This window comes from Neptunomonas sp. ABH4_499, assembly GCF_056160565.1.
This window is the reverse complement of record NZ_JBSWXK010000014.1, coordinates 1-15027: the sequence shown is the minus strand read 5'-3', so window position 1 is coordinate 15027 and position 15027 is coordinate 1. Positions and strand designations below refer to the sequence as shown.

Annotated in this window: 14 protein-coding genes; 5 read left to right on the top strand and 9 right to left on the bottom strand. The window is 52.2% G+C overall.

Going from position 1 to position 15027, the window contains the following annotated elements:
* Positions 1–84 precede the first annotated feature (84 nt).
* The 8 genes from ACXAF9_RS14255 to ACXAF9_RS14220 all read right to left on the bottom strand — a co-directional run bounded on the left by ACXAF9_RS14255 (position 85) and on the right by ACXAF9_RS14220 (position 7995).
* Positions 85–864, bottom strand: coding sequence for a heme ABC transporter ATP-binding protein (locus ACXAF9_RS14255; protein ID WP_475075357.1), 780 nt, complete (start codon positions 862–864; stop codon positions 85–87).
* Entirely contained in the window at positions 861–1889 is a 1029-nt protein-coding gene (locus tag ACXAF9_RS14250) for a FecCD family ABC transporter permease (protein ID WP_475075356.1), read from the bottom strand. Before ACXAF9_RS14250 ends, ACXAF9_RS14255 begins: the two co-directional genes overlap by 4 nt.
* Positions 1886–2722: a heme/hemin ABC transporter substrate-binding protein gene (locus ACXAF9_RS14245; RefSeq protein ID WP_475075355.1), complete on the bottom strand. Its 837-nt coding sequence runs from the start codon at positions 2720–2722 to the stop codon at positions 1886–1888. The genes ACXAF9_RS14250 and ACXAF9_RS14245 overlap by 4 nt, the downstream gene beginning before the upstream one ends.
* Entirely contained in the window at positions 2719–3795 is a 1077-nt protein-coding gene (locus ACXAF9_RS14240) for a hemin-degrading factor (RefSeq protein ID WP_475075354.1), read from the bottom strand. The genes ACXAF9_RS14245 and ACXAF9_RS14240 overlap by 4 nt, the downstream gene beginning before the upstream one ends.
* A gap of 56 nt (positions 3796–3851) precedes the next feature.
* On the bottom strand, positions 3852–5975 hold the full coding sequence (locus tag ACXAF9_RS14235) for a TonB-dependent hemoglobin/transferrin/lactoferrin family receptor (protein ID WP_475075353.1): 2124 nt from the start codon (positions 5973–5975) through the stop codon (positions 3852–3854).
* Positions 5976–6164: 189 nt separating this feature from the next.
* The gene (locus tag ACXAF9_RS14230; protein WP_475075352.1) at positions 6165–6764 is read right to left on the bottom strand and encodes a DUF1176 domain-containing protein; all 600 of its coding nucleotides are present in this window, start codon (positions 6762–6764) and stop codon (positions 6165–6167) included.
* 15 nt (positions 6765–6779) lie between these two features.
* Positions 6780–7070 carry a hypothetical protein gene (locus tag ACXAF9_RS14225; RefSeq protein WP_475075351.1) on the bottom strand — a complete coding sequence of 97 codons (291 nt, stop codon included), beginning with the start codon at positions 7068–7070 and terminating at the stop codon, positions 6780–6782.
* A 16-nt stretch (positions 7071–7086) separates the two neighbouring features.
* Positions 7087–7995: a LysR family transcriptional regulator gene (locus ACXAF9_RS14220; protein ID WP_475075350.1), complete on the bottom strand. Its 909-nt coding sequence runs from the start codon at positions 7993–7995 to the stop codon at positions 7087–7089.
* A gap of 99 nt (positions 7996–8094) precedes the next feature.
* On the opposite strand from ACXAF9_RS14220, the gene ACXAF9_RS14215 reads away from it, so the two are divergent.
* Entirely contained in the window at positions 8095–9201 is a 1107-nt protein-coding gene (locus ACXAF9_RS14215) for an NADH:flavin oxidoreductase/NADH oxidase (protein WP_475075349.1), read from the top strand.
* A 10-nt stretch (positions 9202–9211) separates the two neighbouring features.
* On the opposite strand, the gene ACXAF9_RS14210 is transcribed toward ACXAF9_RS14215, so the two are convergent.
* A complete protein-coding gene (locus ACXAF9_RS14210; RefSeq protein WP_475075348.1) occupies positions 9212–9952 on the bottom strand; it encodes an NUDIX hydrolase in 741 nt (246 codons plus the stop codon).
* Between the two features lie 129 nt (positions 9953–10081).
* Between ACXAF9_RS14210 and ACXAF9_RS14205 the strand changes: the two genes are divergently transcribed.
* The 4 genes from ACXAF9_RS14205 to ACXAF9_RS14190 all read left to right on the top strand — a co-directional run bounded on the left by ACXAF9_RS14205 (position 10082) and on the right by ACXAF9_RS14190 (position 14542).
* Entirely contained in the window at positions 10082–11137 is a 1056-nt protein-coding gene (locus tag ACXAF9_RS14205; RefSeq protein ID WP_475075347.1) for a bifunctional nicotinamide-nucleotide adenylyltransferase/Nudix hydroxylase, read from the top strand.
* A gap of 165 nt (positions 11138–11302) precedes the next feature.
* A complete protein-coding gene (locus tag ACXAF9_RS14200; protein ID WP_475075346.1) occupies positions 11303–12670 on the top strand; it encodes a nicotinate phosphoribosyltransferase in 1368 nt (455 codons plus the stop codon).
* Between the two features lie 418 nt (positions 12671–13088).
* On the top strand, positions 13089–14258 hold the full coding sequence (locus ACXAF9_RS14195; RefSeq protein WP_475075345.1) for a hypothetical protein: 1170 nt from the start codon (positions 13089–13091) through the stop codon (positions 14256–14258).
* Positions 14259–14260: 2 nt separating this feature from the next.
* Positions 14261–14542, top strand: coding sequence for a hypothetical protein (locus ACXAF9_RS14190; RefSeq protein ID WP_475075344.1), 282 nt, complete (start codon positions 14261–14263; stop codon positions 14540–14542).
* Positions 14543–15027: the final 485 nt, after the last annotated feature.

Genomic DNA, 15027 nt, shown 5'->3' with positions numbered 1-15027 from the left:
GGGGTGAGAGTTCGATTCTTCAAAGCAAAAGGCTCGAACGGCGTGTTGCAAAAATCACCACAGGCCGCTCGGGAGGCTGTTCGTTTAACGGCGAAACTGCCACTGTGGGAGCTGAGTTTCAGGGTGCGCCGAGCTGATCAAATCGGCTTTGTAGATCGACTCAAGGGTCGTGGTTTGCCTAAGCGCTTCGGGCGTTCCATCAAAGCGTACCCATCCGGATTCGATCATGATGATTCGATCCGCATACAGGCACGCTTGATTCACATCGTGCAGTACACAGGCCACGGCCATCCCTTGTTCGGCACAGTGACGCATGAGTCGAAGTGTGCGCTGTTGGTGATTCAAGTCCAGCGCCGAGATCGGCTCATCAAGCAATAGAAGCTGCCGTTTTACGCACTCCCCCCCATGCAGCTGGGCCAAGGTTCGGGCCAGTTGAACCCGCTGTTGTTCCCCCCCAGACAGAGTCTGATAGCTGCGCTCCACATCGCTGCTCATGCCCACAGTCCGAAGCTGCTCATCAACGATGAAGGCCTTTTGACGAAGCCCTAACGCCCAAGGCGTGAGCCCCATCTCCACCACTTCGGCCACGCGAAGCGCAAACGGGATGTTCAAGGATTGCGTCATGACCGCGCGCTGTTTGGCTAACTCCACCAACGGCCATTCTGAGAGGTCACGCCCATGTAAGGTGACAGAGCCATGATGCGGGCGATGCTGCCCCGCCAAGACCTTTAGCAAGGTGGATTTACCCGCCCCATTAGGGCCTAGAATCATCACCAGCTCACCGGCTTTGATCGAGAGGGATACATCATTGAGAAGCGCTTTTTTACGCGGGCTTAATACCGTTACGTTATCCACATCAATCATGCATCACCTCCTTTCATCGAGCGCAGCAACAGCCATAGGAAGAAAGGCCCGCCCAATAAACTGGTCATTAAACCCACCGGCATCTCCGCGGGGATGACCACCACGCGCGCCAGAGTATCCGCAAAGGTTAGAAGCGCAGCCCCGAGCAACATCGACAGCGGAAAGACTAAGCGGTTGTCGGCGCCAACCATCAAGCGCACAAGGTGGGGCACCATCAAGCCAATAAAGCCGATCAACCCGGAAAAGGCCACGCAGATCCCCACAGCAAGGGCACTGGCCGCGACTAAACGGCGTTTTACGCGCTCAGCGTCCACGCCCAGATAGCGCATCTCCTCATCGCCCAAGAGCACGAGGTTAAGAATCTGCGCCTGCCGCCATAGGTAGATCAGGGCAGGGATCAACAAGGTCAGCAGTACCGCGACCTGTTCCCAACGCGCACCACCTAGACTGCCCATCGCCCAGAAGGTCAGTGAGCGCAGCTGCTCGTCGGTGCTGACGTAGGTTAATAAACCGGTCGCCGCCCCCGCCAGCGCATTGATCGCAATGCCCGCCAGCAACAGATGCACTACCGACACTTGCCCCTGATGCTTGGCCAAGCGGAAGATAAACGCACAGGTCAGCACCGCCCCTACAAAGGCGGCCACACTGTTCGCATAGGTGAGTACCCAATCTGGCAGTGCAGGCAGTGTGGTGACCAGTTGATCACCCACGACGATCATCCCCCCGACCGCAACGGAAGCTCCGGCGGAGATCCCAAGCAGCCCCGGGTCAGCCAGCGGGTTTCGGAACAGCGCTTGCAGCACCGTGCCGCTTGCGGCGAGCGCCGCGCCCACCGCCAACGCCAGAATCAACCTCGGTAAGCGTATGTTGATCAGCACGTTGTGATCGATACGGCTGAGGCTGTCGTTAAGGCAGGCACTCCACGAGATGACATACGCCCCTTGGGTTAACGCCAATACGCACGCCACGACCAGCAAAGCGGTCATGATCAAGCTTGAGCGGGTCAGTCTGAGCGTTCGAGTCATTGATCCCACTGATTAAGCTGTTGATGAATCAATGCGATCGCCTCTGGCGTGCGCGGCCCAAGGCCTAATGCGAGTAATGCATCAAGCGAGATCACCCGTTTCGCCTCACCGGCAGGTGTGTTGCTCATGCCGGGCACGGTCCAGATCGCCTCAGCACCGCCGCTTCGCTCAGCGCCTTGGGTTGTGATCATTATCGCATCGGGGGCGGCCGCCACCAGTGCTTCCGACGTTAAGATTTTGTAGCCCTTCATGCCGGCTGCCGCATTGGTGGCACCACTCATGCGGATCAACGCATCCGCGGAGGTACCCTCGCCAGCCACCATGGGGGAACCCGTTGCTTGCATCACAAACAAGATGCGCGGCACTTGATGCCATTGCGGTGCGGGTAGGGCAGCAAAGGCTTCATCCATTGCTTTAACCGCCTGATCGCCTTTTTCTGGGACGTTCAATGCACGCGCCACTTGACGGATTTTATCGGCAATGCCCGCTTGGCTTTGCTCATCCGCCTCAATCATCGCAATGGGCAAGCCGGCATCACGCAACTGAGCCACCACTGTGGCGGGGCCTGTTGCCCGCGTGATCAATAAGCGCTCCGGTTGCTGGCTTAAAACGCCTTCGGCCGAGAGCGTGCGTTGATACCCCACCTTGGGAAGATCATCTGTCGCTTTGGGGTAGATGCTGCTGGTATCGGTCGCCACCAACTGATCTTCTTCGCCCAACAGGTAGACAATTTCCGTGACCGTCCCACCCACACTGATCACCCGATCCGCCAAGGCGGGCAAGGGCAGAACCGCAGCGCACAGGAGGGCGGCTAATAAAACGTGTCGGCTCATGATGCGGCCTCTTGAGCGCTTGTACGTTCTGCAACCTCGGCGGCGATTGCTCGCCATCCGTCTAACTCAGGTACTCCGGGCTTTCGCTGCCCAAACAGCGTGATGACCGATTCGCCTTTTGCATTGAACCCTTCAAGGGAGGTAATGATGCCATCGTCGCTTGGGCGCTTAATCAACCAGACGCGATCCACTTCGCCCACTTTGAGATGCAGGTTAAAGGTCGGATCAAGCACATTGAACCAGCCGCCTCGCTCCAAAAGACGAGACACCTCGCCGCTGTGAATCTGAATGCAACCACTGTTGCCAACAAACACCATGACCGGCTGAGTACGTTCACTTGCAAGCGTCAAAGCGTGCACTAAAGCGTCTGCGCACAGCTCTGTCACCCATTGATCGCCGATCTGCTCTAACGCTTGGGTACGGGTTAAACCGTGCTTTTTCAGAAGGCCGTGGTATTGGTGTACATCGCGAAGATCCGCCCATTCAGCCTGAAACGCAGCACGATCAAACTCAGCCGGTAATACCGCAGGTGGTGTGTCCGGTAGAGGTTGAATGTCTAGAGCGGGCGCATCTGCCCAGTGGAACTGTTCGATCAACACGGGCCACAAGGCCATATCGGTTTGATCCGTTGCATAGATTTTATGGACCGCCACGCCGTGCGCATTAAAGAACTGCAAACTAAAGCGCCCAGCTTCCTCGACGGCGAACGCGCTGTGCCACTGATGCATGAATAAACGAAGATCGATATCCGGGTTTAGAACCAAGCCCATCGGGCCTTTAACGCTAACATTGCTGTATACGCCGTGGCGCTCATGTACGGCCTGCGGGTTGCGTGTCAGTGCCATAACCGATCCCAGTGGTTCGAGCGCCTCTAAAATGGCCGAGAACGGCTCGATTAAACGAATAGCGACTAAATCAGGACGGACACTCAACAGGTGCGCTTCGCTAACGCCTAAACGGTCGGCGGCGTCTTTGGCGCGCACATTAGGTTGCTGCTCACGAAGGCTTAGGTAGGCATTCAGTAAGGCGGCGCTTTGGTTAACGCTCTGATCGGCTGTGTGAAGTTCAGACATTCTGTGACTCCTATAAAACAGTTAAAAAAGAGAAGGCGCTCAAACGAGCGCCCCGATCAGAAGGAGACCGTTACATCCAAGCCAAAATTTCGGCCTGGCTGCGTGTATCGTGCAAGGTTAGTACTGGTGTTAGAGAGGCCTCGAATGTCATTCCAAACCCAGTATTCCTCATCCAGAAGGTTAAACACCCCAACCGCCACTTTGATGTTCTTGGTGGGTTTATAGAAGGTCGTCAGATCCACCAAGGTATGATCCGGTGTGCTTAACCAGGTTTTGTCGCCGGTCACATCCGACTTATCCTTGCCTTGTGCAAAAGTGATGTTCAGCTGGCCACCATAGCGCTCCGATGGGTGTTGATAACCTAGACCGGCCACCACCGTCATCGGTGCAATGCTGTTAAGCGGCTCGTTATCCCCTGTGTTTTCGCCATCGGCATACGCCGCGGAGAGCTGTGCTTGCCAGCCTTGGCTAAAGTACGGGCTTAACGCGCCTAGATCCCATGCCGTTTTCAGTTCAAGGCCTTTGATCGTGACTTTATCGATATTGACGTTGGTGAATTCACCGTAGTTGTAGGTCGCATTCGCCCCTAAACTGATCTGCTCAATGAAGTCGCGGTAACGGTTGTAAAAAGCCACCAGCTCAACCGAACGATAAGCATCTTCGTAACGCACACCGCTTTCTAGGAAAACGCTGCGCTCGGGGTCGAGCTCCGGATTCGGTCGAATACGGTAGGCATAGCCGTAACCAGAGTTTTCAAAGTAGAAGTAGAGATCATCCATATCGGGCGCTCTAAAGCCTGTGCCGTACTTACCAAACGCGCTGATCTCATCGGTGAACGCGTAATTAGCCCCGATCTGCGCCGTGAGCGCCTGATCTTTATTGCCGCCCCACGCATCGATGTACTGATCCGACTCCGTGTTATAACGGTAGGCATCAAAACGCACGGCCGGTAGCAGGGTTAGCGCGTTATCGACGGCCCACTCATCTTGCAGATACAGGCCCACTTTAGTGCCATCGGCTTTAGGGGAGAAACGTGAAGCCGTGGTGGCGCCATCTACCGTGTTTTTGTTGAGGTTCTCAAGGGACTCTCGGCTGAGCTCAGCACCGTATTTCAGGCGGTGCGCGCCCACTTGTTTCTCAGCATCAAGGGAAGCCTGTAGGCTTTTCTCATCATAAAAGCGGTCCACAAATCGGGAGGAGGCATCGGTATCAATGTAGGTACCGTTTTGGGTTTTGCTGGTTTGGTAATCCAGTTGCCAACGAAGCGTGTCGCTCATCGCCGTTTGACCATCATACTGCTGCCATACACCCAAGCGTTTACGGGTATCTTCATCATCGGAACGGCGTGTCGCGGTATCCGTGCTTTCCGACTTAAGATCAAACGCGGAAGATCGGGTGTAATACTCACCCACAACCCCCATGCGGTTGTGATCGTTCAGCTGGTACTCAAGCTTACCGAGCAGGTTATCGCCATCAAACTCGCCAGGGTCCGCTTCACCCCGGGTAGGGCCAACGGTGTCGGTGCCACCGTAGGTGTCCGTCTCTTGGCCTTTGCGGTGCGTGTACACCAACAGGGATTCAAGGTCGCCGCTTCGATTAGCAACGGTCAGCGTATTGCTAAACTGATCAGACGCATCGCGATAGCCGCTTTTTAAGGCCACATAGGTGTCATCGCCTTCGGGTTCCAAAAAGGACGCTGGGCGCTTTGTTTGCATCACAACAGCACCGCCAAGTGCGCCACTGCCTTCGACCACATCGCCGCCTTTAACGATGCTCACGGCCTCTAGGGACTCAAGGTCCACCTTGCCACGGCCCGTGCGCAGGTAGGTGGTGGTCGGGCCATAAGCATCGGCTTGTTCAACGCCATCCACCAACATCTTCACGCGGTCACCGTCTAGGCCGCGAATGTTAATACTGCCAATGCCAAATCGGGCATCTTTGGTCACCCCGACGCCCGGCTCGTAGCGCAGCAAGGACTCAAGGTCCGTACTTAGGTTTTGTTCAATGGTTTGATCCGTCAGAGTGGTCACCGAGCTGTCCTGCGCTTCGGTCGGTTGGGTCGTTTTGGCTTCGATACGCAACGGGCTAAGAGTCGCCTCAGCGGTGGTTGCGGTATCTGCATGAGCCTGAGTGGCGATCACCATGGAAATGACGACCGAAAGGGGAGTATAGGCACGCATCGTAAAGCTTCCTCGTTGATTCAAACTGCGAATGCGCGAGATAGCTTACTCCCATCCAAATAATAATCAATATCATTTGCATAACGATTATCATTAATTAAATAGAACACGGTGTTGGTATGTGGGTGATAGACACTCAGGGTGAAACCTTACGCTTCACCCTGAGCAACATAGCAATCGATCACATTATTATGGGCTTAAAGGCCAATCTTTTGGGTCCAATCGATGATGGATGGATGCTTCGCTGCACTCTTGAACACGTCGTTCTCGAAGGATAGGAGCATTGTTTTCTATGTGATAGGTACGATACACGCCACAATCACCTGTACCTCTGGACAGTGACGTAATCGTCAACCGATCTGGTGCGTCATCGAAGGATACAACACCATTGATGATCTTAGGGTCATCCGTGTTTCGCTCATCACCCAAAAGCAATTGGGTCGACTGAGTGGATTGCGGTTCGTATATGAATAAATAATAGACCGGTTGATACGCCCCCGGCGTACACATGACCTGTACCAGCTCACTGCCATTCGAAAGAGGGTGAACCTCAACCTCTCCTACATAATCGCACGATTTATCCCACTTCAAACGCTTTTTCCACTGCCACTGCTCATCACTCCAACCCTCTGGCCCAGCCCATAGATCCCGATCGTAGTCGGTAAGAACATCAAGAGATGAGGTTTCAAGGTTAGATGAATGAATTACGTTGTCATCAGCGTTTATTGAAGAACAGCCCGTTATAAAAACAGCAGCACCCAAAAAATATAGAAAGGTAAAATATTTCATTTTTGTTTCCAAATACTAGGCAGCAGAAGCTAATAGCATTATTTCAAAGTTCTCAGCATAATCCGCGATGGTTTTTGCATGATCTGTTCCATTGATAATACGACGTGCATTTTTATAGTCAGCTTTTCCTGATGAAATATAATCTTCAAGTTTTTTGCCGGTGTATATTCCTTTCTGCATTCCCCAAACCAAGCATGTGTAAGCGTTTTCTTGATCTAAAGCCTTTTCCGGATGAAGGTACACACTGTCTATAGAGTTCGAGATCGTAAATCCTTTATTGAAATCAGCTGGCTTTGCCTTCAGCAAAGCATCTCCCTAAACCTCACAACACAACCTCAGACCTACACTCCAACCAGCCCTCAAGCGCCTCTAAAACAGGCGCATAGCGCGCAGCAAGGGGCTTGTGGCGTTTGGTGATCAGGTACATGGGCTCGCAGATCGCCTCAAAGGTAGGCAAGATGCGAAGGCGATCTTTCACTGGGCTGTGGTCAATGCAGCGCTTGGGTAAAACCGTAAAGCCAACCCCGTCGGCGATGGGCAGTAGGATTTGATGTACCTGATTAATGTAACCCCGCACGGGGATGTCGGCCAGATCAAAACTGGCTAAGCGTTCCGTCTCAAAATGAGCCAGATACAAGCTAAACAGATGCTCAAAATCGGGGTGATCCACCAAGCCTAAGCGCACTAAATCCCCCGACCAATCATCGCTCGATTCAAACGAGGCGGGCACGACTAACGCCAAAGGCTCGCGGCCGATCTCTCGGACATCGAACTGCATCGAGACCGGTTTTTCGGTCACGATTCCCAAATCCACCTCTCCTTTGAGCACCGCTTGCTGAATACTGCGATGGGGAGCGGCCTCAAGCGAGATCGACAGCCCGGAGTGCGCTTGCTGCAAGCCTAAAAGCTGAGGGTATAAGGTCAATGCTAAGGCACCAGAGCAGGCCATGCGAACTTCGCCACGGCAAGGGTCATCGTGCCCAAGCTGATCCAATAGGGTTTCCTCTTCGGTAAGTCGATTGATCGCATAGCGGTACACCTGCTCACCTTGCGGGGTGGGCTCAAAGTGCTTTTTAAAGCGCTTAATCAACGGGTAGCCGCACGCCTCTTCCAGCTTTTTGATGTGCTGACTGACACCTGGCTGGGTCATGTTGAGTACCTCGGCGGTGCGAGTAAAGTGCCCCGTATCGAGCAAGGTTTTGAAGGTGCGAAGCCAAATAGGATTGATCATAACCAAACAAAATATTATCAAATTAAGAAAATTTAATAATTTTTCATTAGAAAAAACAAGCCGTACAGTGGCGTTATTCGATTTGATAAGGAAGCCACCATGCCTGCTTTATTTACCCCCTTTACCCTGAAAAACACCACCTTTAAGAACCGCATTGCGGTACCGCCGATGTGCCAATACAGCGCAACCGACGGCTTTGTGAACGATTGGCACCTTGACCACTACGGTGCACTTAGCCAAGGCGGTGCAGGGTTAATCATTGTTGAAGCCACGGGCGTTTCCCCAGAAGGGCGTATCAGTCCGGCGTGTTTAGGTCTTTGGAGCGATGATCATATCCAAGGCCATCGTGATGTCGCCAACCGCATTAAAGCACACGGCGCGGTTGCGGGGATTCAGATTGCGCATGCCGGTCGTAAAGCGAGCGCAAACCGACCATGGGAAGGGGATGATCATATTCCAGAAGAGGAGCCAAATGCGTGGCAGCCGATTGGCCCATCGGCTTTGGCGTTTGGCGAAAACCTGCCGCGCGTCCCCAAAGCGATGGAGCAGAGTGACATTGAGCGCGTTAAAAACGACTTTGCACAAGCGGCGCGTCGCGCTGATGAAGCGGGCTACGATTACCTAGAGCTGCACTTTGCTCATGGTTATCTGGCACAAAGCTTTTATTCAACGCATGCCAATCAGCGTACTGATCAATACGGCGGGGATGCGACCAACCGCAGTCGCTTTATGATCGAAACCTTGGCAGCGGTGCGTGAAACATGGCCAGCTGAAAAACCACTGACCATTCGCTTTGGCATGATCGAGTTTGATGGCAACGATGAAACCATGCTGTCTGAATCCATCGATGTTACCAAAACCTTTAAAGAGATGGGTGTGGATCTGGTCAGCGTCAGCATCGGGTTTAACACACCAACAGCGAAAATCCCTTGGGGGCCAGCTTTCCTTGCGCCCATTGCCGAGCGAGTGCGCAATAAAGCCAATATTGCGGTGGCTTCTGCATGGAACATCGACACGCCTGAGCTTGCGAACACCACGGTTGAGAAAGGCCAGCTGGATTTAGTGATGGTAGGGCGTAATTTCTTGGCCAACCCACACTGGGCTTACACCGCGGCCAAAGCCCTCAATGTGGAGAGCCCATCGTGGGTGCTGCCAGCACCGTATGCCCACTGGCTGGACCGTTACAAAAACTCCGATGAGCGCTAATCATTGATCATCAATCCCCAAACACGCGGACAAACTGGTGCGCCAGTGTCCGCTCACAAGGCTCGTAAAGGGCCGCCGGGCGTCCTCGACCACCTTCAGGGACGCCTTCCCCGACCTCTTTGAGCAGCTCCGCGTTGAACATTCGGCGGCGGAAAGATTTTTTCTCAAGCGCTTGGCCTAATAAGCCTTCGAACACCTGTTGAAGCTGCGTCAGCGTAAAAGGCGCATTCAGAAGAAAGATCGGCAGAGCGGTATACGCCGTTTTGGAGGTCAAGCGCGCTTTCGCGGCATGGATCAACTGGGCATGATCAAACGCCAAGCGATGCTGATCTAACGCGCTCACAGGTAACCATCGCGCCCCCAAATCCGCTTGTACGTGGGCATCACAAAGCGACAACGGCAGTAGCGCCATGTACAGAACCGTTAAAGACCAGCCGCGTGGGTCTCGATCCAAAGAGCCAACGCTTTGCACTTGTTCCAGAGTCGGGGTTTCGACACCGGTTTTCTGCGTTAAGGTGCGCAGGGCCGACTGGGTCACATCCGCATCGTGTTCTAACTCGATAAACCCACCCGGTAGTGCGAGCTGGCCTTTGTAGGGGTGATGCTCGCGCTCCACCAACAGCACCTGCAGTTGATCCTCCTTCCAGGTGAAGATCGCCACATCCACGGTGGAAAGCGGGGCAGGGTAGCGGTGGATGTCGTACTGGGCCAAATACTCGGCTTCGGTCAGATCAGAATGACGGTTGGTCACAGGGTACCTCTTGAACATCAAGCAGCTATTGAACATTAGTGGCGTTTCGCCAATAATAAACCAATCTCATCCAAGAGAGAACCGCTGGAAAGACCGGCGGAAATCATCCACCAGCAAGGAGCTTGCTGTATGTCACACTTTGATTTTGCCGTTTTTATCGGCCGTTTTCAGCCGTTTCACTCAGGTCACTTAACCGTGGTGAAAGAGGGCTTAGCACAAGCGGATCGCTTGATCCTTTTGATCGGTTCCGCCTATCAAGCCCGTAACCCGCGCAATCCATGGACACACACCGAGCGCGAAGCGATGGTACGCGCGTGTTTAACCGACGAAGAGAACACCCGCTTAATCTGCATGCCGTTAATGGATGTACCCTACAACGATGAGCTGTGGGTGCGTAATGTCCAGACCACCGTATCGGGCGTTGTGACCGCACACTACACCACACCGCACAAACCGGTGCGCATCGCCCTGATCGGTCACCAGAAAGACCACACAGGTTTTTATTTGAGCCTTTTCCCACACTGGTCGAGCATCCGTGTAGAAAACCACCAAAGCATCAGCGCGACACCGCTTCGAGAGCGCTATTTCAGCGAGTCGCCCGAAGCAGTACTAGCCGAATGGGTTGAGCGCTTTGAGCTACCGAAAGGCAGTGCGGCGTGGTTAGCCGAGTTTGCCAGTGAGCACAGCGCATTTACGAGCATCAAGGAGGAGATCGCCTTTGTGCAGCGCTACCAAAGCGCATGGTCGGCCGCCCCGTATGCTCCAACCTTTGTGACGGTGGATGCCCTAGTAGTGCAATCCGGTCATGCTTTGTTGGTCGAGCGCCGCGCCAACCCGGGCAAAGGGCTCTGGGCGCTGCCTGGCGGGTTTGTCGATCAAAACGAGCGCCTAGTGGATGCCTGCCTTCGCGAATTGCGAGAAGAGACGCGGCTAAAAGTCCCAGCGCCCGTGCTCAAAGGCTCGATCAAACGCCAGAGAGTCTATGACGATCCACATCGCTCCGCGCGTGGCCGCACCATCACCCATGCGTTTTACCTAGAGCTTGAACCCAACAGTGCGCTTCCAAAAGTGCGCGGCGGCGATGATGCAAAACAAGCCCGCTGGGTACCCCTTGGGGAGTTGCGCCCCGAGGATCTGTTCGAAGACCACTATTTCATCATCCAAGACTTAATTGGCGCGGCGTAACGCCGCCCAGTATCGAGCGTTAAAACAGAAGTAAAAAAACGCTTGACCAATATAGTGGCATTACGCCACTATATATCCAACAAGGCGGTGGGATTCACCCCTTACAAGGATTGATACCGATGTTGGATAGACCGACATCTTCACTAAGACTGGAGGAGCTCCGTCATGAAAAACCTGATATTAAACACCGATTCGTACAAGGCCTCTCACTTTGCTCAGTACCCTGCGGGCACACAATACATCTCTAGCTACATCGAATCCCGCGGTGGTCGCTACCCTGAAACCCTGTTCTTTGGTTTGCAGGCGTTCATCAAAGCGTATTTAACAACCCCCATCAGCCAAGCCGACATCGACGAGGCCGAGTTGATCTGCACCGCACACGGTGTGCCGTTCAACAAAGCCGGCTGGGATTACATCTTAACCGCCTACCAAGGCTACTTACCGATCGAGATTGAAGCGGTCAAAGAGGGACAGATCATCCCAACCGGTAATGTGATGCTGCAGGTTCGCAACACCGACCCACAATGCGCGTGGTTAACCAGCTACATCGAAACCGCCTTACTGCGTGCCATCTGGTATCCAACGACCGTTGCCACCGTATCGCGCGAATGCCGCAACATCATCGAGCGCTACTTAGCGGAAACCGCCGACAACACCGAAGGCTTGGCGTTTAAACTGCACGACTTTGGCGCGCGCGGCGCAAGCTCCGAAGAGTCCGCAGCCATCGGTGGCTTAGCGCACTTAGTCAGCTTTATGGGCACCGATACGTTATCGGCCATTGTCGCCGCACGACGTTACTACAATGCCGATATGGCGGGCTTCTCCATCCCTGCAGCCGAGCACAGCACCATCACCAGCTGGGGACGCGAAGGGGAGTTGGATGCCTACGCCAACATGTTGACCCAGTTCGGTAAACCAGGCGGTTTGGTCGCCGTGGTGAGTGATTCTTACGATTTGTGGAACGCCATCGATAACCTATGGGGCGATCAATTGAAAGCCCAAGTGGAATCCATGGGCGGCACCTTGGTGATCCGACCTGATTCCGGAGACCCTGTCACCGTCGTGTGCGAAGCGATCGAGCGCTTAATGGCCAAATTTGGCGAGACACGCAACCAAAAAGGCTACCGCATGTTGCCAAGCTGCGTGCGCTTAATCCAAGGGGATGGCATCAGCGCCAGCAGCATCGAAGCGATCTTAGAAGCATTAAAAGCCCGTAAGATCAGCGCCGATAACATCGCCTTCGGGATGGGAGCGGAGTTGTTGCAAAAGGTAAACCGCGATACGCAGAAGTTTGCGATGAAAGCCTCCGCCATCTGCATCAACGGTGAATGGAAAGATGTGTACAAAGACCCCATTACCGACCCAGGCAAACGCTCTAAACGCGGCCGCTTAGCCTTGATCAAAACCGAGCAAGGCTACCAAACCATCACACTGGATGAGCTTGGCGATCAACCCAATCAATTAACACCTGTTTTCCGTAACGGCGAGTTATTGAAAGAGTGGACGTTGGATGAGGTAAGGGGCAACGGCTAACACGTGATATACGAAAGGGCTCATTCCAAACAGATGAGCCTTTTTTAATTGAGCGCTTTAATCCACTTGTCAGGGTTTTCAATTAGCAATAATATTCAGAGCGTTAACTCAAGGAAAGAGTGATGCTAAGAATCAAACGTACCTCACAGCTCGTTGCGCGTGATGTGCCCTACATCATGCACCCCATCAAACACTGCGTCAACGCTATGGTGTCTCCGATCATCGCGATTTTGCTTCTTCTCATTTACACGAACAGTACAGAACGCACTCGATAGAGTTCCCTGTTGTAAGTGCTAACGACATTGAAGAAGGCAGAATCACCATTTTATTGAGTGTGACTCAGCATTATGCAGCCGACTCCAAAGGCACTGTGCGTCACTTTCTCCCTTCGGCCTTAGAATTTAAGGTTCGACATCTGTTGGGCCAGCCCAGAAAAGAGAATATTCGCCAAGAGCAAGCCTATTTTGCCGAGGTGAAGGCTTTGCTGGAAGATCAGTACCCGATGCCACTAGAAACGGCTAAGGTGGTGGAGAAGCCGAAAGCCATAACGGAATCGACAAGCTTTGTTAATAAATCCCCCAACACCCAAGCACTCAAAGCTGCGCAAACCTCGGCGCAAGATTATTGGGAAGGTATGGCCGACAGTGCTGTTGAAGAAGGTGGAGTGTTAGGCTTCCCGAAATATCTTGGAAGCAAAACAATGGGGGCACTTGCGGATCTCGGTCACGGTATAGGGCAAAGTGTTGATGCCCTTGTGCATAACCCTGAAGAAAGCATAAGCGGTATTGCTAAAGGCGTAGCCAACTTCGGGCCAGAAGCTTTCAATCTCGCCACGGACGGTGCAAAAACGGTCGCCGATGGTTACTCTTTGTTGTCGGATTCTGTATTAGGTACTGATACCGAGGGGTTTCGGAACTCCGCACCTTACAAAATTGATCCAATATTCGAATTGAATGAGGCGGAAGTTGGAGCAAACCTGATTGCAGGTGTTGGCGCAGGGGTGGTTACCAAGCTTCCTAAGGTTGGTAAGGCTAAAGATTTAGCTGATACGATGCCAGATGCGGGGGTTGTTACAGACAGTAATTTGATTAAAGGGGCTGCATTTAGGCATCGAACAAAGTGGGCACCTAATGCGGCGGGAGCACGATCAGTTGATGATGCTTTAAAATTGGCAGAGGATTACGGTGTTTACATTGCTGACGACGTGAATATTAGATTTATAGATGATGTGGATTATGATCTTCAGTTTAGTCAATATGGCGATTCTTTTGCGAGCTATGGTCATGTCCGAACTCAAAACCTAGATCAACAATTGACTTTTAGAGGGGCACTGACCGATAAAGACGGAAACATAAACGTTTTTGTAAGAAACTCGATTAGAGATAGTGATGAAGCAATTGTTGCAGTACTTCATCATGAAACTCATGAAATTGAAGCTTTAAGAGATATATTTGCAAAAAGAGTTTCCATGTCGGCACGAGAATACCGAGGCTTAATTAACGACTCCACTCCGGGGAATTTGCACTGGGAAGCTGTAGATATTGGAGATCAAGCGGTTTGGCAATTGCGCCAAGATAGAGGGCTTTAATTATGGATCTTAGCTTTAAAGAGAAAGCTGAAAAATATGTTGAACTAGGAAATAAACTCGATCTTGAGGATTCCGAAGTAGCTTTCTCAATTATGCATAGCTCAGAGATGTATGGGGATGAAGAAGTGAAGGATGTTTTATCTTCATTGTCTGAGGTGTTGAAAGGTGAAATTCATTCTGCGATCGAAAATTATAAAGAGACCGGTGAATATTACGTTATATCCAGTACTGGAACCTCTAAAGATCTATCTAAATTAATGAAAAGAATTTCAACTTTGTTTTGATCAATAGCCTAGGGAAGCCCATTAGACAATTAGTAGGTGACAAAAAAATGGCCTTTTATATTGAAATGGATAAAGTTAAAGATACAGACGAGTTCGTAGAGTACACGTTTGGACGCGATACAGAAGTAGGCCTGATACGGTTGAATAAAGAAGATGAGACTGTTTCTGTAATACAGGAATGCCCATTAGACAGTAGTGGAAAATGGTCTCAAAGAGCGGCTGTCAAATTAGTTCGTCTATGGAGGGATAAGAGCCTTCCAGATAAAACGCAGTGGGCCTCTTGAGAAAGATAACAAAGATTAATTAGTCGCCCCTGAAAAATACGTAACCGTATGATTTATAGTGGTTTATAATGCGGTTCGATTATGGAAAACCCGCTTTTTTTGCCCTTCACGGCCCAAATAGTTGCAGAATCGTTGATTTATGAAACCGAAGAAGAAGCTTTCAGAACCGCAAAACGATATGTTCCGACCCAGGCTGGAGGA